13 protein-coding genes are annotated in these 23,090 nt (G+C 62.3%); 11 read left to right on the plus strand and 2 right to left on the minus strand.

All coding sequences use genetic code 11. The features are described from left to right. Window positions 1-468: 468 nt before the first annotated feature. From A9971_RS09820 to A9971_RS09860, 9 genes are all read left to right on the plus strand, one after another. On the plus strand, window positions 469-1,035 hold the full coding sequence (locus A9971_RS09820) for a fimbrial protein (RefSeq protein ID WP_169892601.1): 567 nt from the start codon (window positions 469-471) through the stop codon (window positions 1,033-1,035). Between the two features lie 27 nt (window positions 1,036-1,062). Then, window positions 1,063-1,806 (plus strand): molecular chaperone, encoded by a 744-nt coding sequence (locus A9971_RS09825; RefSeq protein WP_169892599.1) that lies wholly within the window; start codon window positions 1,063-1,065, stop codon window positions 1,804-1,806. A 173-nt stretch (window positions 1,807-1,979) separates the two neighbouring features. Continuing rightward, entirely contained in the window at window positions 1,980-4,562 is a 2,583-nt protein-coding gene (locus A9971_RS09830) for a fimbria/pilus outer membrane usher protein (RefSeq protein ID WP_183000537.1), read from the plus strand. After that, on the plus strand, window positions 4,562-5,320 hold the full coding sequence (locus A9971_RS09835; protein WP_183000538.1) for a fimbria/pilus periplasmic chaperone: 759 nt from the start codon (window positions 4,562-4,564) through the stop codon (window positions 5,318-5,320). The genes A9971_RS09830 and A9971_RS09835 overlap by 1 nt, the downstream gene beginning before the upstream one ends. A 94-nt stretch (window positions 5,321-5,414) precedes the next feature. Then, complete coding sequence (locus A9971_RS09840) at window positions 5,415-7,046, plus strand: ShlB/FhaC/HecB family hemolysin secretion/activation protein (RefSeq protein WP_220802955.1); 1,632 nt, start codon at window positions 5,415-5,417, stop codon at window positions 7,044-7,046. 75 nt (window positions 7,047-7,121) lie between these two features. After that, a complete protein-coding gene (locus A9971_RS09845) occupies window positions 7,122-10,181 on the plus strand; it encodes a GLUG motif-containing protein (protein WP_015634525.1) in 3,060 nt (1,019 codons plus the stop codon). Between the two features lie 229 nt (window positions 10,182-10,410). Next, on the plus strand, window positions 10,411-11,553 hold the full coding sequence (locus A9971_RS09850) for a fimbrial protein (protein ID WP_015634526.1): 1,143 nt from the start codon (window positions 10,411-10,413) through the stop codon (window positions 11,551-11,553). A gap of 144 nt (window positions 11,554-11,697) precedes the next feature. After that, entirely contained in the window at window positions 11,698-14,688 is a 2,991-nt protein-coding gene (locus A9971_RS09855; RefSeq protein WP_183000540.1) for a GLUG motif-containing protein, read from the plus strand. A 247-nt stretch (window positions 14,689-14,935) separates the two neighbouring features. Continuing rightward, window positions 14,936-17,830 carry a GLUG motif-containing protein gene (locus A9971_RS09860; RefSeq protein WP_183000541.1) on the plus strand — a complete coding sequence of 965 codons (2,895 nt, stop codon included), beginning with the start codon at window positions 14,936-14,938 and terminating at the stop codon, window positions 17,828-17,830. A 409-nt stretch (window positions 17,831-18,239) separates the two neighbouring features. On the opposite strand, the gene A9971_RS09865 is transcribed toward A9971_RS09860, so the two are convergent. Further along, entirely contained in the window at window positions 18,240-19,028 is a 789-nt protein-coding gene (locus A9971_RS09865) for an IclR family transcriptional regulator (RefSeq protein WP_015634531.1), read from the minus strand. A 158-nt stretch (window positions 19,029-19,186) separates the two neighbouring features. Continuing rightward, window positions 19,187-19,636: a PaaI family thioesterase gene (locus A9971_RS09870; protein WP_015634532.1), complete on the minus strand. Its 450-nt coding sequence runs from the start codon at window positions 19,634-19,636 to the stop codon at window positions 19,187-19,189. 322 nt (window positions 19,637-19,958) lie between these two features. On the opposite strand from A9971_RS09870, the gene A9971_RS09875 reads away from it, so the two are divergent. Then, the gene (locus tag A9971_RS09875) at window positions 19,959-21,662 is read left to right on the plus strand and encodes a long-chain fatty acid--CoA ligase (RefSeq protein ID WP_183000542.1); all 1,704 of its coding nucleotides are present in this window, start codon (window positions 19,959-19,961) and stop codon (window positions 21,660-21,662) included. 48 nt (window positions 21,663-21,710) lie between these two features. Next, entirely contained in the window at window positions 21,711-23,066 is a 1,356-nt protein-coding gene (locus A9971_RS09880) for an MFS transporter (protein ID WP_183000543.1), read from the plus strand. Window positions 23,067-23,090: the final 24 nt, after the last annotated feature.

Raw genomic sequence — 23,090 nt, forward strand, 5'->3', positions numbered from 1 at the left:
TTCTGCCGAACTGTTAGCGCCGGCGGAATCAGTGCGTCCTGCGCCCGGTCGATTCGGCGGTGCGTGGCCAAATATCAATAGTCCACAATACTTGATGCTGTTATCGGCTATTGGATTGATATTCCAGGAAGTTGTTATTAGCGAGTAACTTTAGTTTGTCTGTTGTTTAAGTTGGTTTTCCCTTCCGAGAAATTTCCTGTTTCTCTGCGGGAGCATTCCCGGAAATCATGCTGTAGTGATCTTGATCCAAATAAAACGACTCTTCTATATGCTTGGTCGCTGCTGGCAGACCCGATCCGAACTTGTAGTTCAAGCCGGCCGGGATGCCGGGAGCAAGCAGCATTAATTAACTTTTATAAGGTCAGGCAAATCCGTTCTTCCAAGCTGGCGGCAGTATTATTGTCGGTTGCTTTCGGAGGGAAGTGTTTTGTTGTTGCTTCCTTATAATCATTTGGAAAAGGAAATCAGATGAAACGCAAGACTCTCTTGTCCATGGCAACTTCCGGGTTGATGCTGGCAGCATTGATTCCATCCTTTGCCCAGGCTACCGATGGCGTGGTGAAGTTCAGTGGCAGCATCTCTGACACCACCTGCGATATCAACGGCAAGGCCCCGGGCGAAGGTAACGAGACTAACGTTGAACTCGGTACTATCAAGCCTACTGTGTTTGACAAGATCGGTGCGAGGTCTCCACTGGTGCCGTTCGTACTGCAACTCTCGGGTGCCAACTGCACCGCTGGTAAGAAGGTCTCCATCGAGTTCGACCAACTCGGCAACGTCGACCCAGCCTCCGGCAACCTCAAGCTGATCGGTAGCAAGCCTGCAACGGGCGTGCAGATCGAGGTCTATAACGACCATAACACCACCCCGCAGAAAATCGTCCTGGGCCAAGCCGAGGCATCCCCGCAGATCGCTACGATCTCCACCGACAAGGAAGCAACCCTGAAGTACAAGGCCGCTTACGTATCTACTGAAGCCACCGTCGGTGCAGGTTCGGGCGTGTCCTACATTCGCTACACCCTTGCGTACCAATAACAGCAGTTAGTTATTAAGGGGCAGGTCATGACGCCGACAGCGCGTTTTGTTCATTCTCTCGTTATCGGTGTCATGTTCCTGGGGATACTGTCGGGGGTCGCGCATGCCGGGATAGTACTGGAAGGTACGCGCCTGGTTTATCCAGCAGAGGCTCGTGAAGTTACATTGAAGTTGAGTAACACCGGCTCTGTGGCCTTGTTGGCGCAAAGTTGGATCGACGAAGGCGATGCCAACAAGTCTCCTGAGGAAATCAAGGTTCCCTTTCTTCTGGCCCCAGCAGTCAGCCGGGTGGAAGCGGGAGGCTCGGCAATATTGCGTGTGTCTTATTCAAAAGAGCCCTTGGCAAAAGATCGCGAGTCATTGTTCTGGCTGAATGTACTGGAAACGCCACCACGGCGAAAACAGGACGAGAACGTATTGCAGTTTGCATTCAGGACTCGGATCAAGATTTTCTTCCGTCCTGAAAACTTGATTGGCAATGCGGGCATGGCTGGCGAAAAGCTCAAGTGGGAATTAAGTCGAGCAGGCGCTTCGCAAGCTCCGGTTATCAAAGTGTTCAACCCAACACCTTATTACGTGTCCTTCGGGCGTATGGAAGTTGCTGTCGCAGGCCGTCGATTCGATTTGAAGCCAGGCATGGTCGCGCCGTTCGGATATGAGTCTTTCCCCTGGCCGGCGAGCGCTCCGTCACAGCCGGCCAAGGCATCAATCGAATATGAGGTGATCGATGATTTCGGCGGCCGAGGCCTGCTGAAAAAGTCGCTTCTTTGACGGGGACTCTCCACATCTGCGGGCTTTTCAGTGGCTTGGTTTTCTTGAGGGGCAGGGGCTTCGTTATGTCGCGTATTCCGTGCCATCGGCATTTGCGTGCGAGCTGTTCTGGGCCTTCATCCGGCCGCAGACGGGTTCCGGCGACGCAGTCACTGTGTCTGGCGGCGGTGCTGATGAGCAATTCCATGGTGCTGGTGGCCGACCAGGACGGCATTGCGCCGGCGACGGCAGAGGCCGCGGATACGGGCTCCAGCCAGGATGTGTTGTTCGACAGCCAGATGCTATTTCAAGGTAAGGGCACTCCCATCGATACCTCGCGCTTTCAACAACTGGGCTATGTCGCGCCCGGCACGTACTTGCTTGATGTGCTGGTGAGCAGTCAGTGGCGAGCGTTGCAGGAAATCCAGTTCCGCGCCAGCGATGACCCACAGGGCAGCCAGCCGTGCTACGACCGTTCGTTGTTGCAGCAGTTGGGTATCGACTTGAAAAAGACCGATGCGAGCCTGGGCACCCATTCCTCTCACCCTCTCATGGGCGATGGGCTGTTTTGCGGCGACCTGGGCAGCTACATCCCTGGCGCGACCACCCGCGTCAAAATTGCGGAACAGAAGATCGAGTTGTCGGTGCCGCAGCTTTTCCTGCAGCAGAACCTGTCGAAAACCTATGTCGATCCGGCGAGCTGGGATTACGGCGTGTCCGCGGCCACGCTCAACTACAACACCAGCCTGTTCAGTTCCCAGAGCAATGGGCGAAGCCAGACCGATGGCTATGCCGGGCTCAACCTGGGGCTCAACCTGGGTGACTGGCGTCTGCGTCACAGCGGCACCGCCACCTGGTCGCCGGAGGTGGGCGGCCATTATCAGCGCGGTTACATCTATGCCCAGACCGACCTGCCGGCCTGGCACTCGCAGTTGCTGGTGGGAGAGAGCGTGACCGAAGCCGATCTGTTCGACTCGGTATCGTTTCGCGGTGTCCGGCTGGCCAGCGACCCGCGCATGCTGCCCGAGAGCCAGCGCTATTACGCACCGCAGATCCGCGGCACGGCCAGCACCAATGCCAAGGTCTCGGTCTATCAGCGCGGCTACATGATCTATGAAACCTCCGTTGCACCGGGGCCGTTCGAGATTTCCGATCTGCAAGCGGCAAGCTTTGGTGGTGATCTGGACGTGACGGTCACCGAGGCCAACGGCCAGACCAGCCGCTTTACCGTACCTTTTGCCACCACCGTGCAAACCCTGCGCCCCGGCACCTCACGCTACAGCCTGACGGCGGGCAAGGTGGCGAACCCCGGGCTCGGTGGCAGCGAGCAATATGTGGCCCAGGGCACCCTGCACTACGGCCTGGATAACCAATTGACCGGTTATGCCGGCACGGCACTCACCGGCAGCTACATGTCGGCGCTGATCGGCAGCGCACTGAATACTTCCCTCGGGGCTTTTGGCCTGGACCTGACCCAGGCCAGAACCGAGCTGCCCCGGGGCGGCAGCATGCAGGGCCAAAGCGTGCGCCTGTCCTACAGCAAGAACCTGCCCAACAGCGGGACCAACTTCTCATTGCTGGCCTACCGCTATTCCACCAGCGGTTACCTGGGCCTGCAGGACGCCATCACCCTGCAGGACCACGTCAACCAGGGCGAGAGCGTCGACTCGTTCGCCCGGGTCCGTGACCGCCTGGATATCAACATCAACCAGCAACTGGGCGACGGCGCAGGGCAGCTCTATGCCACGGGCTCCAGCCTCCAGTACTGGAATCGCCAGGGCCAGACCCTGAACTTCGCCATGGGCTACAGCAACCAGTGGCGCGGTAACAGCTACTCCTTCATGGCTCAGCGCATGCGTGCTTCCAGCAGTGGTTCACGGGCAGGCGCGGGGGCGGACAACACGTTTTTCAGCTTCAGCCTGTCGATTCCCCTGGGGCGGGAAGGGCGCCGGGGTACCACGATCAACAGCTACGCCAGCCATGACAAGCGTTCTGGCGCGCACTACACCAGCGGCATTTCCGGCGTACTGGACAAGGATGGCGACGCCACCTATGCGTTGTCCGCCGCCCATGACCAGCGCCAGGGCGAAACCTCGACCAACGCCAGCCTCAACTATTTCCTGCCCGAGGTTTCCCTGAGTTCGAGCTTTTCCCAGGGCCGCGACTATCGCCAGCAGTCTCTGGGGGCTTCCGGGGGCATGGTGCTGCATTCGGGTGGCTTGACCTTCGCCCAGACCCTGAGTGAAACCACGGGCCTGGTGCATGCTCCCGATGCCAAGGGCGCCCGGGTCGGCTATGCCGATACGCGGGTGGATGGAAGCGGCTATGCCGTGGTCTCCAGCCTGAGCCCCTATCAATTGAACACCGTGGACATCGACCCCACTGGCGTTGCCGATGACGTCGAGCTGCTGCTCAGCTCGCGCCATGTGGCGCCGGTGGCGGGGGCGGTGGTGATGCTTTCGTACCCGACCCGCAGGGCGCGTGCGGTGCTGATCGATAGCCAGCAGCCCGATGGCCAGCAGTTGCCGTTTGCTGCCGTGGCCGTCGATGCCCAGGACGGTGCCGAGCTGGGGGCGGTGGGCCAGGGCAGCCGCCTGGTGCTGCGTACCGAGCAGGACCAGGGCACGATTCGCGTGGAATGGGGCCAGGAGCCGGATCAGCAGTGCCTGATCGACTACCAGTTGCCGCCCCGCGATACGGCCTCCGCCACGGTCTATGTGGTGCTTCAGCGCCCCTGCCGGGCGATGCCGGCAGGTTCCGTAGAGGAGCGGCCTTGATGGGCCATCAAGGCGGATATCGCCGTCTTTGCTCCCTGCGTGGTTGCCGGTGGCTGCTGGGGCTGCTGGCCTTGTCCAGCGGCTGGGCCCAGGCCGACCTGTCGATTGTCGGCACACGGTTCATCTATCCCGCCGGCAAGCCGGCCATCAGCATCCGGGTCGGCAATAGCGGCCGTGCGCCGATCCTGTTGCAGGCCTGGCTGGACAAGGGCGACGCCGAGGTCGACCCCAGCGCCCTGGTGGTGCCGTTCGTGCTGTCGCCACCCATCTCCCGGCTCGAGCCAAGGCAGAACGCAGCCCTGGTCCTGCGCTACAGCGGCGAGCCGTTGCCCGGCGATAGGGAGTCGGTGTTCTGGATCAACTTTCTCGAAGTACCGCCCCTGGCGGCCGCGAAGGACGACTTGCTGCGGCTGGCATCGCGCATGCGCATGAAGCTGCTGTACCGCCCCCAGGGCTTGTCCGGCAAGGCTGACGAAGCGGTCCGCCAGTTGCGCTGGAGCCTTGTGGCGCCGGGGCAGGCTGGCGCGGCGCTGCTGGCCGGCAACCCGACCCCGTACTACGTGTCCTTCGCTGAGTTGGCGCTGGGCAGCGGCAATCGATCAATCACATTGCAGGGGATCACCGTGGAGCCCTTCGGCTCGGCGCGGATCGCCCTGCCCGATATGCAGGGAATTACCCCGGATCAGGCGGTGGTTCATTACCAAGTGGCAACTGACAGCGGGGAGACGCTGAGTGGAAGTGCGCGGATACAAGACTGAAGTTGCCTTGGGCAAGTCATCGAACAGCCTGCTTGCGGGGGGCCTTGAACGGCGCTGGCAGCGATTGTCCGGGGGCTGCCTGGGCTTGCTGCTGATGTTGCCCGCAGTGGCGGCTGCCGCGGTGTATGTGCCCAACGCCGGGCAGGCGATGCGCGACATCCAGGCCACGCAACCGGCCTTGCCGGAGCAGCCGGCACCGGAGCTGGACCTGCCGGCGAAGCCGCCGAGCGCCCCTGCCCAGGCTCCGGACACCTCCGGCATCCGCTTGCAGGTCAACGACTTCGTGATCGTCGGCAACCAGGTGTTCAGCAACGAGACGCTGCAAGCCCTGCTGGCGGACCTCAAGGGCCAGGAGCTGGACCTGAACCAGCTGCGCGCGGCCGCCGAGCGCCTGACGACCTATTACCAGAACCAGGGCTACATGCTGGCCCGGGCCTTCCTGCCGGCCCAGGACATCGAGGACGGCGTGGTGCGTATCGAGGTCATGGAAGGTCGCTACGGTCGTATTCAAGTGAACAACCAGTCCCGGGCCCTGAACTCGGTGATCACAGGCCCGTTGTCGTCACTGCACAGCGATACCGCGGTCCGCAGTGAAGATCTTGAACGCAGCCTGCTGCTGTTGAGCGACCTTCCCGGGGTCCGGGTCAAGGGCACTCTCAGTGCCGGCGAGCAGCGCGGCACCACCGACCTGCTGGTCAATGCGCAGCCCGGGCCCTGGGCCAGCGGCACCCTGGAAGCCGACAACTTCGGCGGCTACTACACCGGCGAATACCGCCTCGGGGGCAGCCTCAACCTCAACAACCCCTTGCGCCTGGGCGATCAGTTCAACCTGCGCCTGCTCGGCAGCGACGAGGACCAGCGCTACTACCGCGCCGCCTACAAGCTTCCCCTGGGCCCCTGGTCCACCAGTGTGGGCGTGGCCTATTCGCGGATGAACTACGAGTTGAGCCGGGACTTCGAGGTGCTGGAGGCCCACGGCCAGGCGAGCATCGGCAGTGTCTTCATCACTCAGCCGCTGATCCGCAGCCGCACCTTCGATCTCAGCGCCCAGTTGCAGTACGAGGACAAGCGCCTGCGCGACGACATCGACCTGTTCGAAGTCAGCAGCCAGAAGCATGTGGAACTGTGGAGCCTGAGCCTCAACGGCAACTCCCAGGACAGCCTGCTCGGCGGCGGGCAGAACTTCTTCTACCTCACCTACGGCAGTGGCCGGTTGAGCATCGACGACCCGATGGACCAGTGGCGCGACCATTTCACGGCCGGCACCAACGGTGGCTTTCAGAAGCTCAACCTCAATGCCGCGCGCCTGCAGTACCTGAGCCCGCGCTTTCAGCTCTATGGCCAGTTCAACGGCCAATGGTCCTCGACCAACCTGGACAGCTCGGAAAAATTCGGCATCGGCGGCCCCTTCGATGTGCGCGCCTATCCCCAGGGGACCGGCAGTGGCGACCAGGGCTGGCAGGCCAGCCTGGAGCTGCGCTTTCTCCTGGCCCCGCGCTGGCAGCTCAAGGCGTTTGTCGATCACGGCGCGGTGCAGGTCAACAAGAGCCCCTGGATCCACGACGAGAACCGCCGCCAGCTGTCGGGCGCCGGTGTGGGTGCCAGTTGGAGCGGTCCTTCGCAACAGATCAGCGTGACCAGTGCCTGGGCCCTGGACAACAACCAGGAAGGCAGCGGGCCCGAGCGCACGCCGCGGATCTGGGCCAGCGCGACACAGTATTTCTGAAGGCCAGCGTGTGCTTCGGAGGTGGTGCCGTCCTGCATAGGTTGCAGGGCGTTAATAAGTAGATAAGGAGTCAACGTGAATAAGGTTTATGCATTGGTGTGGAATCAGGCCCAGGGCTGCTGGAGTGTGACCGACGAGGGCGCGCGCCGTCGTCGTCGCTCCGGAACACGCAAGGGCCTGGTGGTGATGGTGGCCGGGCTGCTGGGCATTGGTGTTCTGCCTATGGCCTTCGCGTTGCCGACCGGCGACACGATAGTCTCCGGATCTGCGGACATCCTGACGTTCGACAATGGCAAGCAGATGTCGATCAACCAGCACTCCGACAAGCTGATCACCAACTGGAACGACTTCAGCGTGAACCGCGGCCAGACGGTGACCTTCAGCCAGCCGACCAAGACCTCGGTCGCCCTGAACCGGGTGATCGGCGTCAACGGCAGTAACATCCAGGGGCAGATCAATGCCAACGGCCGGGTGTTCCTGATCAACCCCAACGGCGTGGTATTCGGCAACAACGCTCAGGTCAACGTCGGTGGCCTGGTGGTCTCGACCAAGAACATCAGCGATGACAACTTCAAGGCCGGCAACTACAAGTTTGCCGGGACCTCACAAGCTGAAATCGTCAACAACGGCGTGATTACTACCACCGATGGTGGCAGCGTGGCCCTGCTCGGCAAGACCGTGCGCAACGAAGGCGACATCAAGGCGCAAAAGGGCCGTGTGGCCCTGGGTGGCGGCGACGAGTTCACCGTCAGCTTCGACAGCAACAACCTGCTGGACCTGAAAGTCGATGCCGCGGCGATCAATGCGCTGGTCAGCAACGGCGGCCTGCTCAAGGCCGATGGCGGGCAGGTGTTGATGACCGCACGCAGTGCCGGCTCGATGCTGCAGACCGTGGTCAACAACCAGGGCGCCATCGAAGCCAACACTCTGTCGCGCAAGGCCGGCAAGATCACCCTGGACGGCGGTGATGTCGGCGTGGTCAACGTCGGTGGCTCGATGAGCGCCAACGCACTGACTTCGATCGGTGATGGCGGTGTCGTGGAGACCAAGGGCGCCGACACCAAGGTGCAACTGGCCGCCCGGGTCAACACCTTGGCCACCAATGGCAAGGCCGGTACCTGGAAGATCAGTTCCACCGATATCAATGTCAGCCCAACCTCCACCCCCGGCAGCAACAACGTGTATGCCGATACCCTGTCGTTTAACCTGGCTTCCACCAACGTCGAGTTGAGCAGCAAGTCCGGCGACGTTTCGATCGACGGTGATATCAACTGGAGCAGCGGCAATCACTTGAACGTCGCTTCGGCCCAGGACATCAACCTCAATAAAAACCTGAAGGCCAGCGGTACAGGCGCTCGTGTTGAGCTCCAGGCCGATCGGGACATCAAGCTCAATGGTGCGGTAGCGCTGACCGGTGCCAACAGCAGCCTCGGCCTGGTCTACGGCAACAGCTATGTCCTGGGCGATCGCGGCCAGGTCACCCTGTCCGGCAGCGGCGCTTCGTTCGACGTCAATGATGACCTGTACACAGTGATCCAGAACTCCGCGCAGTTGCAGGCGATCGGCACCAACCTCGGTGGCCTGTATGTGCTGGGCAATGACATCAAGGGCACCGGCATCATCAAGACCATTGGTGGCAACAGACAGTTCAACGGAATCTTCGAGGGCCTGGGCAATACCATCAGTGGTTTCACCGTCAATACCGATGGGCCTTACGGTGGTCTGTTCGGCCGATCGTCCGGCAGCATCAGCAACCTCAAGCTGGCGTCGATGAGAATCAACGGTACTACCTCCAACTCGGGCTTCGGAAAAATCGGTGGCTTGGTGGGCGAGAACACCGGCCGCATCGAAAACGTCAGTGGCACCAACCTGGTCGTGAACGCCAACAGCAATCAGACCAACACCGTCGGTGGCCTGGTCGGCGTCAACGCCGGCGGCAGCATCAACCGTGGATCGGTGACCGGTACGGTGACCGGTAACAACAACACCTTGGCAATGGGCGGCCTGGTCGGCGAAAACAATGTTGGCCGCGCCGGTGTGGGGAGTATTACCAATAGCTCCACCAACGTGCAGGTGTTGGGCACCGTACAGCTCAGTGAGGTGGGTGGCATGGGCGGCCTGGTGGGGATCAACAAGGGCGGGGAAATCAAGGGTTCTTCGAGTGCCGGTACGATCGGAACGGGTTTCCGTCCACCCGTTAACCCACCCGTTCGCCCACCTTACATCGACCCGAACCTGGGTGGTTTGGTGGGCTACAACCAAGGCGGCCTGATTGATAACGCCAGTTCCTCGGTCAATGTCTGGGGTTATGCCGCCAGCCGCATCGGTGGTCTGGTGGGGACCAACAAAAATGGCACCATCATCGACTCCAGCGCCAGTGGTGCGGTTGCGGGTGCAGCGTCCTTGGCCGCAGGTGGCTTGGTGGGCTTCAACCAGAACAGCGAGCTGAAGAACGTCAAGGCCACTGGCACGGTGACTGACTCCACCGGCACCAACATTGGCGGTCTGGTGGGCAAGAACGAGGACAGCCAGATCCACACGGCGGAAGCGACCGGCAATGTGACAGGTGGTGCCAACAGTAATGTCGGTGGCCTGATCGGACACAACTTTGGCGGTAACACCGAATATGTCGTGGCTCGTGGCAATGCCAGCGGCGGCAACATCAGCAACGTCGGCGGGTTGGTGGGTTACAACGACGGTGACCTGAGTTCGGCCGAAGCCAGCGGTGACGTCCGCGGCGGCGTCACCAGCTTCGTCGGCGGCCTGGTGGGTACCAATGGCGACCTTGTCGATCACCGCATCAATAGCGCATCGGCCAAAGGCGACGTAGTGGGCGGTGATCGGAGTGCGGTTGGCGGCCTGGTCGGTCAGAACAATTCGTTCATCACCAACTCCCTGGCCGATGGCCAGGTGAGCGGCGGCGTCTCTGCCCTCCTGGGCGGACTGGTCGGCTTGAACACGGGCGATCTGCGTAACTCTTCGGCCTCCGGCAAGATCAACTTCGTTGCGCGCAACGCCCAGACCTACGGTGGCCTGGTCGGGGTCAACTACGGCGACATGCGCTACAACAGGGCGGAGGAGCTGGCGGCGCAAGTGCCAGCGGTCGGCCTGAACGAGGGCGATATCCGCAACTGATGACCGGTACCCACTGATCTGAGGAGGGGCAGTTCCCCGGTGCACCTGGCTGATGCCTGGCGTACCGGGTGCTGACTGATGACGGGTACCTGCTTGTCTCGTTCCTTGATGATCTTTCTTAAGGGTGGCCGGAAGCAGCCGGCCACTGTTGGACAACCCATCTCGTTTGTGCAGGGCATGGCCGTTCACACAGGCGGTGCTCCAACAGTGCAGACAGGGAGAAAGACAGATGATTCGCCAATGGCTGAGGCTTGTAACCGAGCGTAGACCGCTGTCCCTGTGGGTTCATGGCGTCGTGCTTGCAGCGATGCTTTGCGGCTGGGTCGGCACGCAAGCGCGCGCAGCCTCGGTGAACGGTTATGCCAGGGGCTGCGACGTCACCAGCAACGCCGTTACGCAATGGCGGCTGATCAACCCGTTGAACACCAATACCGCGGTAGGAACCGTGTTATGGCAGCGTACGCTGACCTTGCATACCAGTTTCAACCTGGCTGTCTCCGGCAGACCTCGGGAACTGGTGACTGCGGGGCATTGGACCCCCGGTACGCCGCAGTACGATGGTGCCGCGCCTACCGATGTCGCCGGCATTGGCTTGCGACTGGAGGTTGTTCCTCAAGGGGGCAAGAAAATACGGGTGGCCCAGGTCACCTACCCGATTGCCTTGGAAAAAAATGACGACCTGGTCTTTGAGAGCGGTTTACCCAAGCAGACCATGGTCACCCAGATTATTCAGTCACTGATCCTGACCGTGCCACCGGATCAGTTGCCCACGGGCACCCTCAAAGTGACTCAGGTAACAGGCTCTTCCTACCTGCAGTTGTATGCGTACGACCTGGAAAAAAACGAGTCGACCCTGGGGGCCCAATTGAGCCAGCTCAGCGCACCGCTGACCGGCAGTTGCCGCACGAGCCTGGTCATGGGCGGCATGGACTTCAACATCAACATCGAGCTGCCCAAGACCTGCGTGGTGGAAGCCTACAAAGAGATCGGGGTGCGCTTGGGACGCTTCGCCCTGTCGGACTTTCCCCAGGTCAACGCTACCTCGCCTGCGGTTCCTTTCAGTATCGGCTTGAGCCGTTGTTCGATGCAGGCCAAGCCTCGCATCAGCTTTATCGACAAGTCCGGGGGCTCGTCGGTCCCGGGCGTACTGGGTCTGATCAATTCCAGTACCCGGGGGTTCGGCATTGTCATGACCAATGGGCTGACTTCGGAACGCATCGAGTACAGCGGCCAGAGCTACGAGATGCAGCGCATCGGCGATGGCGCAAGCATTCCCCTGCGGGCCAGCTACATCCGCATTGGCAATGACCAGGAAGTCGAGGCCGGCGGGGAGGCCAACGGGGCCGCAGAGTTCACTTTTACCTTCCCATGATCGCGACCGCTCATTGAGCCGGTTCGTCCGTGGGCGAGTTCTACCCAACACCGTCGTTCAATTTTGAAGGCCTAGCAGGCGCTTCAGCGGCAGTGCCGTGCTGCAAAGGTTTGTAGTACGTAGATAAATCGATATGGAGTTTTCATGAACAAGATCTATGCGTTGGTATGGAACCAGGCCCAAGGCTGCTGGAACGTCACTCACGAAGGCGCCCGGCGTCGGCGTACCGGTTCCGGCAAGGGCCTGGTGGTGGCGGTCGCCAGTCTCCTGGCATTGACCGGGTTGCCCTCGGCGTTTGCCTTGCCCACCGGCGGGGAGGTGGTGTCCGGCAGTGCCGACATCCTGACCCAGGGCCCGAACATGTCGATCAATCAGCATACGGACAAGTTGATCACGAACTGGAATGACTTCAGTGTTCAGGCCAATCAATCGGTGACCTTCAATCAGCCCACCAGCACTTCGATTGCCCTGAACCGGGTCGTCGGCGTCAATGGCAGCCAGATTCATGGGCAGATCAACGCCAATGGCCGGGTGTTCCTGATCAACCCCAACGGGGTGGTGTTCGGCCAAGGCTCACAGGTGAATGTCGGTGGCCTGGTGGCTACGACCCGCGACATCAGCGATGCCGATTTCAAGGTCGGCAACTACAAGTTCACCGGTGACTCGGCGGCCGAGGTCGTCAACCAGGGTTCCATCACTGCCGCTGACGGCGGCGGCGTTGCGCTGCTCGGGGCCAAGGTGACCAACCAAGGCACGATCAATGCGCAGAACGGGCGTGTGGCGCTGGCCGCAGGCAATGGCTTCACCGTCAGCTTCGATGACAACCAACTGCTGGACCTGCACGTCGACAGCGCCGCGCTCAACGCGCTGGTGCACAACAGCGGCACCGGCCTGCTCAAGGCCGACGGCGGGCAGGTGCTGATGACCGCCAAGAGCGCAGGTTCGATGCTGCAGACCGTGGTCAACAACCAGGGCACCATCGAAGCCAATACCCTGTCGCAAAATGCCGGCCGGATCACCCTGGACGGTGGTGATGTAGGAGTGGTCAGCGTCGATGGTTCGCTGCAGGCCAACGCGCTAGGCGGCAAGGGCGATGGCGGGTTGATCGAGACCCGGGGCGCCACCACCCGCGTACAGCTGCCGACCAAGGTCGGCACTCAGTCCAGGGATGGCCGCACGGGCACCTGGAAGATCGCCAGCAACGAAGTCAAGGTGGGCTCCTTCTTCAACGCCAACAGCAACACCGTCCATGCCGACACCCTGTCGCGCAACCTGGCCACGACCAATATCGAACTGGCCAGTGGCAAGGGCGATGTAGCGGTGGAAAACGGGATGCGCTGGTCCAGCGGTAACCAGTTGACCCTCTCTTCGGCCAAAGACATTCGCCTGAATGATCGCCTGTCTGCCTCTGGCGCCAATGCCCGGGTCGAACTCAACGCCCAGGGTGGTATCAAGCTCAACCGTCAACTGACGCTGAGCGGCAGCAACAGCAGCCTCGGGCTGAACCACGGTAGTGGGTTTGTCATGGGCCAGAATGGCGGCGTCACGCTGTCCGGCAACGGAGCGCGTTTCGATGCCAACGGCGAAGCCTACCGGGTCATTCAAGACACCACGCAGTTGCAGGCAATCGACCAGGATCTGGCCGGTCGCTACGTCCTCGGCAACTCCGTCAACAGCAGCGCGCGCCTGACCTCCATCGGTGGCCAGCAGGCCTTCAGTGGCATCTTCGATGGCCTGGGCAACACCCTCAGCGGTTTGACGATCAACAGCAACGGCACCGATGGCGGACTGTTCGCCAGCTCGTCCGGCAGCATCGGCAACCTCAAGCTGGCCTCGTTGACCATCAACGGTGCCATGCCCACCTCCGGTCCCAGTGCGCTCGGAGGCCTGGTCGGGCGCAACAGCGGGAAAATTGCCAACGTCAGCGCCAGCAATCTGCGGGTGAATGGCAAGAGCCGACAGGACAACGTGATCGGCGGGCTGGTGGGCAGCAACATCGGTGGTTCCGTCGACGCCTCGTCGATAAGCGGTGTGGTACTGGGCAATAGTTACACCTCGGCGGCCGGTGGCCTGGTGGGCGAGAACCGTCAGGTGGAGGGCAGTGGCGGCACAGTGACCAACAGCAGCGCCGATGTCCGGCTCACCGCCAGCATCGCTGCCAACGCCGAGGGCGGTGTGGGTGGGCTGGTGGGCGTCAACCATCAAGGGCTGATTGCCAATTCCTCCAGTTCGGGAGCGCTCTCCAGTGGTGGCAGCTACAGCTACAAGGGCACCAACCTGGGCGGCCTGGTGGGTTACAACCAGGGTGGCCGTATCGAGGGTTCCCAGTCTTCGGTGGCGGTCTCCGGCAATGGTGCGAGCAATGCCGGTGGCCTGGTTGGCCGCAACGAAGCGGGCCGGATCAGTGATTCGGTAGCCAGCGGCAGGTTGCAGGGCAACAGCTTTGCCACGGCCGGTGGCCTGGTGGGGCTGAACCACGACAGCGTGCTGCGCAACGTCAACGCCAGCGGCGCGGTGAATGCGGGGAACAGCCTGCACATCGGCGGCCTGGTGGGGCAGAACCTTGACAGTGACATCAGCCTTGCCGAAGCGTCCGGCCTGGTTCAGGGGGGTAGCAACAGCACTGTAGGTGGGCTTGTTGGTTCCAACGCTGGTGGGCTCATTGCCAACTCCCTGGCCTTGGGCAATGTCACTGGCAAGGATCAAAGCCATGTCGGCGGGCTCATCGGCTACAACGCCGGGGACCTGAAGTCGGTCGAGGCCCATGGTGATGTCAGTGGCGGTGCCAAGAGCGCGGTCGGTGGTCTGGTGGGGACTCATGGGATTGAGCTGGGTGACAGCCTCATCGACACCGCCTCGGCCAAGGGCAATGTTTCCGGGGGCAGCTACAGCGTGGTCGGTGGTCTGGTGGGGCAGAACAACGCGCGGATCGTCAACACGCTCGCCAGTGGCGAAGTCTCGGGCAACCAGTATGCACAGCTGGGCGGCCTGGCGGGGGTAGACCTGGGTGACATTCGTCAATCGGCAGCCTTCGGCAACATCAAGGTAATAGCTCCGAACTACGCAAGCACGGGCTACGACCGCCCCTTGAATCAGCCAGCCAACCTCAACCAGGGCGAGCCGCGTAACTGGTGATCAACCCCTCTTGATACAAGGAAATGGCCACTCCCTTGGTATGCCGTGCGCGAGCACAGCATATCGAGGTTGGCCTGATTCAGGGCTGCCATGCAGCTTGTCCTGAGCGGCCCGAGGTAACGGGCGCAGTACATCGCTTGGGATTGTGCGAGCACTTAACTGCATTGCTGCCAGGGCGCTGTGCCCCAGCCGTGTTGTGCTGCTCTGCAAAGGTTTGCCGGGTATTGAGAATACGATAAGGAGCTTTATGAATAAGGTTTATGCGTTGGTCTGGAATCAGACACAAGGCTGTTGGAATGTGGCTCACGAAGGCGCGCGCCGGCGTCGGCGTTCGGGCTCGGGCAAAGGTCTGGTAGTGGCGGTCGCCAGTCTCCTGGCATTGGTCGGGATGCCTTTGGCGTTTGCCTTGCCCACCGGGGGGCAGGTGGTGTCCGGCAGTGCGGACATCCTTGCCCAGGGGCCGAACATGTCGATCAACCAGCATACGGACAAGCTGACCACGAACTGGAATGACTTCAGTGTTCAGGCCAATCAATCGGTGACCTTCAATCAGCCTTCCAGCACTTCGATTGCCTTGAACCGGGTGGTCGGTGTCAACGGCAGTAACATCCAGGGGCAGATCAATGCCAATGGCCAAGTGTTCCTGATCAACCCCAATGGCGTGGTGTTCGGCAATAAAGCTCAGGTCAATGTCGGTGGCCTGGTGGCTACGACCCGCGACATCAGCGATGCCGATTTCAAGGCCGGCCGCTACACGTTCTCCGGGACTGCGGCGACTGAAGTCGCCAACCTCGGTTCTATTACCGCGGCGGACGGTGGCAGTGTGGCTCTGCTGGGGGCGAAGGTTCGCAACGAAGGCACGATCAAGGCCCAGAACGGGCGCGTGGCCCTGGCTGCGGGCAACAGTTTCACCGTCAGCTTCGACAGCAACCAGTTGCTGGACTTGCACGTCGACAGCGCCGCGCTCAACGCGCTGGTGCACAACAGCGGCACCGGCCTGCTCAAGGCCGACGGCGGCCAAGTGCTGATGACCGCCAAGAGCGCGGGTTCGATGCTGCAGACCGTGGTCAACAACCAGGGCACCATCGAAGCCAATACCCTGTCGCAAAAAGCCGGTCGGATCACCCTGGACGGCGGCGACGTGGGCGTGGTCAGCGTCGATGGTTCGCTGCAGGCCAACGCGCTAGGCGGCAAGGGCGATGGCGGGTTGATCGAGACCCGGGGCGCCACCACCCGCGTACAGCTGCCGACCAAGGTCGGCACTCAGTCCAGGGATGGCCGCACGGGCACCTGGAAGATCGCCAGCAACGAAGTCAAGGTGGGCTCCTTCTTCAACGCCAACAGCAACACCGTCCATGCCGACACCCTGTCGCGCAACCTGGCCACGACCAATATTGAACTGGCCAGTGGCAAGGGCGATGTAGCGGTGGAAAACGGGATGCGCTGGTCCAGCGGTAACCAGTTGACCCTCTCTTCGGCCAAAGACATTCGCCTGAATGATCGCCTGTCTGCCACTGGCGCCAATACCCGGGTCGAACTCAACGCCCAGGGTGGCATCAACCTCAACCGTCAACTGACGCTGAGCGGCAGCAACAGCAGCCTCGGGCTGAACCACGGCGGTGGGTTTACCCTGGGCCAGAATGGCGGCGTCACGCTGTCCGGCAACGGGGCGCGCTTCGACGCCAACGGCGAAGCCTACCGGGTCATTCAAGACACCACGCAGTTGCAGGCAATCGACCAGAACCTGGCCGGTCGCTACGTCCTGGGCAACTCCATCAACAGCAGCGCGCGCCTGACCTCCATCGGTGGCCAGCAGGCCTTCAGTGGCATCTTCGATGGCCTGGGCAACACCCTCAGCGGTTTGACGATCAACAGCAACGGCACCGATGGCGGGCTGTTCGCCAGCTCGTCCGGCAGCATCGGCAACCTCAAGCTGGCCTCGTTGACCATCAACGGTGCCAAGCCCACCTCCGGTTCCAGTGCACTCGGTGGCCTGGTCGGACGCAACAGCGGGCGCATTGCCAACGTCAGCGCCAGCGATCTGCAGGTGAATGCCCAGAGCCGGCAGGACAACCTGGTCGGCGGGCTGGTGGGGATCAACTCCGGCGGTTCCATCGATAATGCGTCGATCACCGGTGTGGTGCTGGGCAATACCCTCACTTCGGCAGCCGGTGGCCTGGTGGGCCTGAACACGGGCTCGGTGAGCCGGAGCAGCGCCGATGTCGATGTCAGGGGCACCATGAACAGCCATGCTCTGGTGGGTATAGGCGGATTGGTGGGGATCAACCAGAGCGGCTCGATCGCTAACTCTGCAAGCTCGGGAGCGCTTGGGTTGGGCAGCATTCATGACTACGCCTACCGCAACCTGGGTGGCCTGGTGGGTATCAACCAGAACGGCACCATAGTGGGCTCCAACGCCTCGGGCTTGGTGTTTGGCGGGGCTGGCAACAACGTAGGAGGGTTGGTAGGTCTCAACAACTCCAGTTTGATCACTGACTCGTCAGCCAGCGGAATGGTGATTGGTCTAGTGCTTGATACCGCTGGTGGTCTGGTGGGGCTCAACCAGAACAGCGTTCTGCGCAACGTCAAGGCCAGTGGTGAGAACTATGGACAAAAGAGCTTCAACGTCGGCGGCCTGGTCGGCAAGAACGTGAACAGTGAAATCAGCGGTGCCGAAGCCTCGGGCATGGTAGCTGCCGTGGATTCCACCCATGTTGGCGGACTCATTGGGCACAACACTGGCGGTATCACCCAATACGCCGAGGCACAAGGCGATGTATACGGCGGCTCCAACAGCCATGTGGGCGGTCTGGTCGGCTACAACGCGGGTGATCTGCGCTCGGTCTCGGCCAGCGGACGCGTCCGGGGCGAGAGTAACAGTGCTGTCGGCGGTCTGGTTGGCACCCATGCCAGTGGTCTCATCGATACGGCATCGGCCAAAGGCAGCGTCTATGGAGGCTTGCGTAGCAAGGTGGGTGGCCTGGTAGGCGAAAACAAATCCCGGCTCGTCAACTCACTCACCAGCAGTCACGTAAGTGGTGGTAGCTATGCCGTCCTTGGTGGTTTGGCGGGGGTCGACCGGGGAGAGATACGTCAGTCTTCGTCCTTCGGCAACATCAAGAGCGTGGCCGGTAACAGATGAGGAGCCCCCGCTAGTACCGGGTATGTGCAGGTTTCAGGGGCGTCAGGCCAATCCCTGACGTCCCCGGGATCTGTAGCTTCAACGCTGTTATCGACCAACAGGCCCCGCCCTGTTCAAGTAATAACGCCGCTTTCTCTGTACGAGAAAGCGGCGTGGCGTTCTTTATCCTGTTCTCTTTTTCTGGCGGCTGGCGGCAGTCAGCCGTTGCTGCTGACGGCTGATACGAGAGCTTGCAGACTGCGGATACACCTTGCCAACACAGTGTGTACCCGTAACTTCTAAATCGACAGAAGGTCGTGCGTCAGGACGCCGTCGGTTTGCCGGAGCTCAGGGGGGGGCTCCCTGTCCTGACGCTTTTGATGAAAAAAACCTGCATCCATCGCGGATCAGGGGTTTTTTATGGCCTGCCTCAGACGCCCAGGCTTTCCAGGTCCCGTGCCAGCATCACCAGTTGGTGGGCCAGGGAGCTTTCGAGTTTTTCGCTGGACAGCTGGAAACTCGGGGCGCCGCAGGTCAGGGCCATGATGCTGCCGTCGGCCAGGCGCAGTGGCACGCCGGCACCGTTGACGTTGCGGTCCCACTCGCCCAGCGACAGGCAGAAGCCGAACTCTTCGTATTCACGGAAGGAGTCTTCCAGGGATTTTTCCAGTGCAGGCCATTCATCACCGAGCTTTTTCGCCACTTCCCCCAACAGGTGGTCACGCTCGATTTTCGGCGTGGCGGCCAGGTAGGCGCGCCCGGCGGCGCTGGTGGCCAGGGGCAGGCGCAGCCCCGGCTCCATGCGCAGGCTGGCGACTTCCGGCGGGCGGCTGCTGTCGACGTGGATCATCGACAGGCGATCGCGGCAAGTCAGGCTGACGGTGGTGTTGGTGCGGCGCGAGAACTCGTCCATGAACGGCTTGCCCAGCTGGCGCACCCTCAGGCTGGCGGAGTAGGCGTAGCCCAGGGCCAGTACCGCTGAATCCAGCTGGTACTTCTCCAGGTCCTGGTTGTACTTGAGGTAGCCCAGCTGCGTCAGGGTGTAGGTCAGGCGCGACACCGTGGGCTTGGGCAGGCCGGTGATGCGCGCGATGTCCTGGTTGCCGCGTACCGCGTGACCGTGGGTAAAGGCCCGCAGGACTTCCAGGCCTCGGGCCAGGGCTTCGACGAACTTACGGTCTTTGGGCGCTTGTTCCGGGGAGTCGTTCGGGTCTTGCATGGGGTCTTCCGGTAGGGGCTGGTGCCGGGCGCAATGCCGGTTGACCACGCAGCGGATTCGTGGAAACAAAGGAAAAATGTTATCCCGGAACCGCCGCAATTGAAATCTGCGATTCCCTGACGAAACCCGATTCCGTTCCTGACGCCATCACCGGCCAATCAAGGGCACGCCACAACCTCAGTGGCTGCCGCGCGCAGGCGGCCGCGCTTGAACACCCCTTCGGCGCTGGCCAGCAGGCGGTCCTGGGCATCCAGCAGGTCGCAGCTGGCCATGAAGATCTTGGCCCCGCCGCCGCGCAGGCGGGCCACGGCCCGGACCTCGGTGGCCGGTGGGATCGCGGCCATGTAATTGATGTTCAGGGACAGGGTCAGGGCCAGCCGCCACTGGGCGGGGTCGGCATGCCAGGTGCCGCTCATGCCCATGGCGGTGTCGGCCAGGGAGGCGATGACACCGCCGTGCAGATTGCCGGCCTGGTTGAGGTGATGAGGTTGGACGGTGACCGCGATGACGGTTTGCGCCTGCTGGTATTCCCGCAGGTTCAACCCGAGATGGGCCGCGAATCCGCTGAACAGGCCTTGCAGCATCGAAACTTCGGGTACGGCACTCATGGGCGATGGCTCTTGGGTCAGTCCCGGTCGGGTGTCCTGGAGGGCAGGTGTTCCCCGTGGCCAGGCAGCAGTGATTGTTCTGATTGTGTTTCGCAGGGCAAATGGCTCGTTGAAATGCAGGATGTCAGCGAATATTCTACTGGTCAATATGGAATATTATTTCGCACAGCGGAATATAAGTGGTTGAAAATCACGCCCTGCATGGGGCAGGATCGACCCGGGGCGGTGGCCCATCAACGTGCGGCCTGGCTGGCCAGCCGGCACCGGATGACGCTGTCCATGGCTGTTCCCTCGATCATTCCCGGGCTTGAAGGAGTCTTCCATGTCCACCGCTCGTACCCAGCGCCCCCATCACCGTGTCTGGCCCAAGCGCCTGCCCCTGGCCTTGTCGGTGCCGGCCACCTCGCTCTGGTTCAACCTGGAGGTGGCGGCCCGGCGTTACCCGGACAAGGTCGCCTACCGGTTTTTCGGCCACACGCTGAGCTTTGCCCAGTTGCAGGCCGAGGCCCTGGCGCTGGCCGGCTGGTTGCAGGGCGAAGGGGTCGAGCCCGGTGACCGGGTGGCGCTGTACCTGCAGAACTGCCCGCAATTCATCGTCGCCTGCTACGCCATCCTGCGGGCCAATGCGGTGCTGGTGCCGATCAACCCGATGAACAAGGTGCAAGAGCTGAGCTACCAGCTCGGCGATGCCCAGGCGTGGGTACTGATCTGCGCCGCGGACCTGGCGCCCATCGCCCAGGCGGCGAATGCCAGCCTCGACCCCGAGCAGCGACTGCACCGGGTCCTGGTGACCCGCTACAGCGATGCCATGCCGGCGCCGGCGGACATGCACCCGGCGGAGGTCGCCAGCGCCGAGATCGATGCCTGGCTGCGCAGCGAGCCACCTCTGCCCGAGGGCTATCAGCGCTGGAACGAGGCCTTGGCCCAGGCACGTTGCCCCGGCCCGCACACTGCCCAGGCCGATGACCTGGCGCTGCTGCAATACACCTCGGGCACCACCGGCCATCCCAAGGGCTGCATGCACACCCATCGCAGCCTGATGAGCAACGCGGTCAGCGGCAGCTGGACCCAATCCACCGTGGAGTCGGTGGGCCTTGGGGTCGTGCCGTTCTTCCACATCACCGGCCTGGTGTGCTTCGTCCTGCGGGCGGTGTTCGACGCCACCAGTACGGTGATCATGCCGCGCTGGGATCGGGAGCTGGCCGGGCGGCTGATCTCGCGGTACCGGGTGACCCACTGGACCTGCATCCCGACCATGGTCATCGACCTGTTCGCCAGCCCCCATTACCAGGACTTCGAACTGTCGAGCCTGGTGCATATCAACGGTGGCGGGGCGGCGATGCCCGAGGCGGTGGCGCAGCGCCTGCGCCAGGAGTTCGGCCTGACTTTTCTCGAAGGCTACGGCCTCACCGAAACCGCCGCCGCCAGCCATGGCAACCCCCCTGAGCGGGCCAAGCTGCAATGCCTGGGCATGCCGTTCTTTGGCGTCGATTCACGGGTGGTGGACCCGCGCACCCTGGAGGAACTTGCACCCGGCGAGGTGGGGGAAATCATCACCTCTGGCCCGATGCTGTTCAAAGGCTACTGGCGCAACCCTGAAGCTACCGAGGCGGCGTTCGTCGAGTTCGAGGGCAAGCGTTTCCTGCGCACCGGCGATCTGGGGCACATGGATGAGGAGGGCTATTTCTTTCTCACCGACCGCCTCAAGCGAATGATCAACAGCAGCGGCTTCAAGGTCTGGCCGGCGGAAGTGGAGGCGCTGCTGTTCAAGCACCCGGCGGTGCACGAAGCCTGTGTCATCGCCACCCGGGACGCCTACCGCGGGGAAAGCGTCAAGGCCCTGGTGGTGCTGCGCAGCGAGGCCCGGGGCCGCACCGCCAGCGAAGAGATCATCGCCTGGGCGCGCGAGCACATGGCCGCCTACAAGGTGCCGCGGGTGCTGGAGTTCGTCGACAGTCTGCCCAAGTCCGGCTCCGGCAAGGTGATGTGGCGCGTGCTCCAGGATCGCGAGGCGACCCATAGCTGAAGAGTGATTTCCCAGGCGGGCCAACCCGCGACTGCGTCGGAGACGACAATGACTACAACAACAATAACGGTCCATGATCCCCACGCCTCACCCGAGCATGCCCGGCAGCTCGACACGCTGTACGCCAGGATCCGCTGGCGCCTGCTGCCGCTGTTGATGCTGTGCTACATGGTGGCCTTTCTGGACCGGGTGAACATCGGCTACGCCCAGTTGCAGATGAAGCAGACCCTGCCGTTCGGCGATGCGGTGTATGGCCTGGGGGCGGGGATCTTCTTCATCGGCTACTTCATCTTCGAGGTGCCCAGCAACCTGATGCTCAAGCGCAGCGGCGTGCGCAAGACCCTGTTGCGGATCATGTTCTGCTGGGGCCTGGTGGCCGCGGCGATGATGTTCGTCAGCACCCCGATGCAGTTCTACGTTCTGCGTTTTCTTTTGGGGGCCTTCGAGGCCGGGTTCTTCCCCGGGGTGATCCTGTATTTCACCTACTGGTTCCCGGCGCCGCGCCGGGGGCAGGTGATCGCCATCTTCATGACCGCCGCCGCGGTCGCCGGGCTGATTGCCGGGCCGGTCTCGGGCAGCATCCTCAAGTACCTGGACGGCGCGGTCGGCCTGCACGGCTGGCAATGGATGTTCATGATCCAGGGGCTGCCGGCCAGTGTCCTGGGGGTAGTGGCTTTTTTCTATCTGCAGGACAGCCCGGCCCGGGCCCGCTGGCTCAGCCCCGGGGAAAAGCGCCTGCTGGACGCCGACATGGCCCGGGATCTGGCGAACGTCCGGGACAAATCCCAGGACAGCCTGGCGCAGATGTTTCGCGACCCCAGGATCTACCTGCTGTCCACGGCCTATTTCATGTTCCTGGGCGCCACCTACATGCTGGTGTTCTGGATGCCGAGCCTGATCCAGGGCTGGGGCAGCAAGGACCTGTTGCAGGTCGGGCTGATCACCGCGATCCCCAATATCGTCGGGATCGTCGGCATGGTGCTGATCGGGCAGCACTCCGACAAGCACCGGGAGCGGCGCTGGCACTTCGTCGGCTGCATGGCCATTGCGGTGTTCGGCCTGGCGGTCACCACCTTGCTCAACGGCCACCTGCTGCTGTCGGTTACGGCCCTGGGTTTTGCCTACGTGGGGATCAAGGCCGGCACGCCGATCTTCTTCGCCCTGGTCAGCGAGTACCTGTCGGTGGCGGCCACCGCCGGGGGCATTGCCTTCATCAGCAGCCTGGGCAACCTCGGCCCGGCGGTCACACCCTGGCTCAACGGGGTGATCAACAGCCATACCGGCGGCCATGTGTCGAGCATGTACCTGGGGATTGTCATGTACCTGCTGGCGGGCGGGCTGGTACTGGTGACCGCGCGCATCGCCCGGGTGCCCAAGGTCGCTGCGGTCGTCGCCGAATCATGAACTACCCATTGGGTTGCCCAGGAG

The organism is Pseudomonas sp. UME65 (assembly GCF_014170225.1).
Taxonomy (GTDB): Bacteria; Pseudomonadota; Gammaproteobacteria; order Pseudomonadales; family Pseudomonadaceae; genus Aquipseudomonas; species Aquipseudomonas protegens.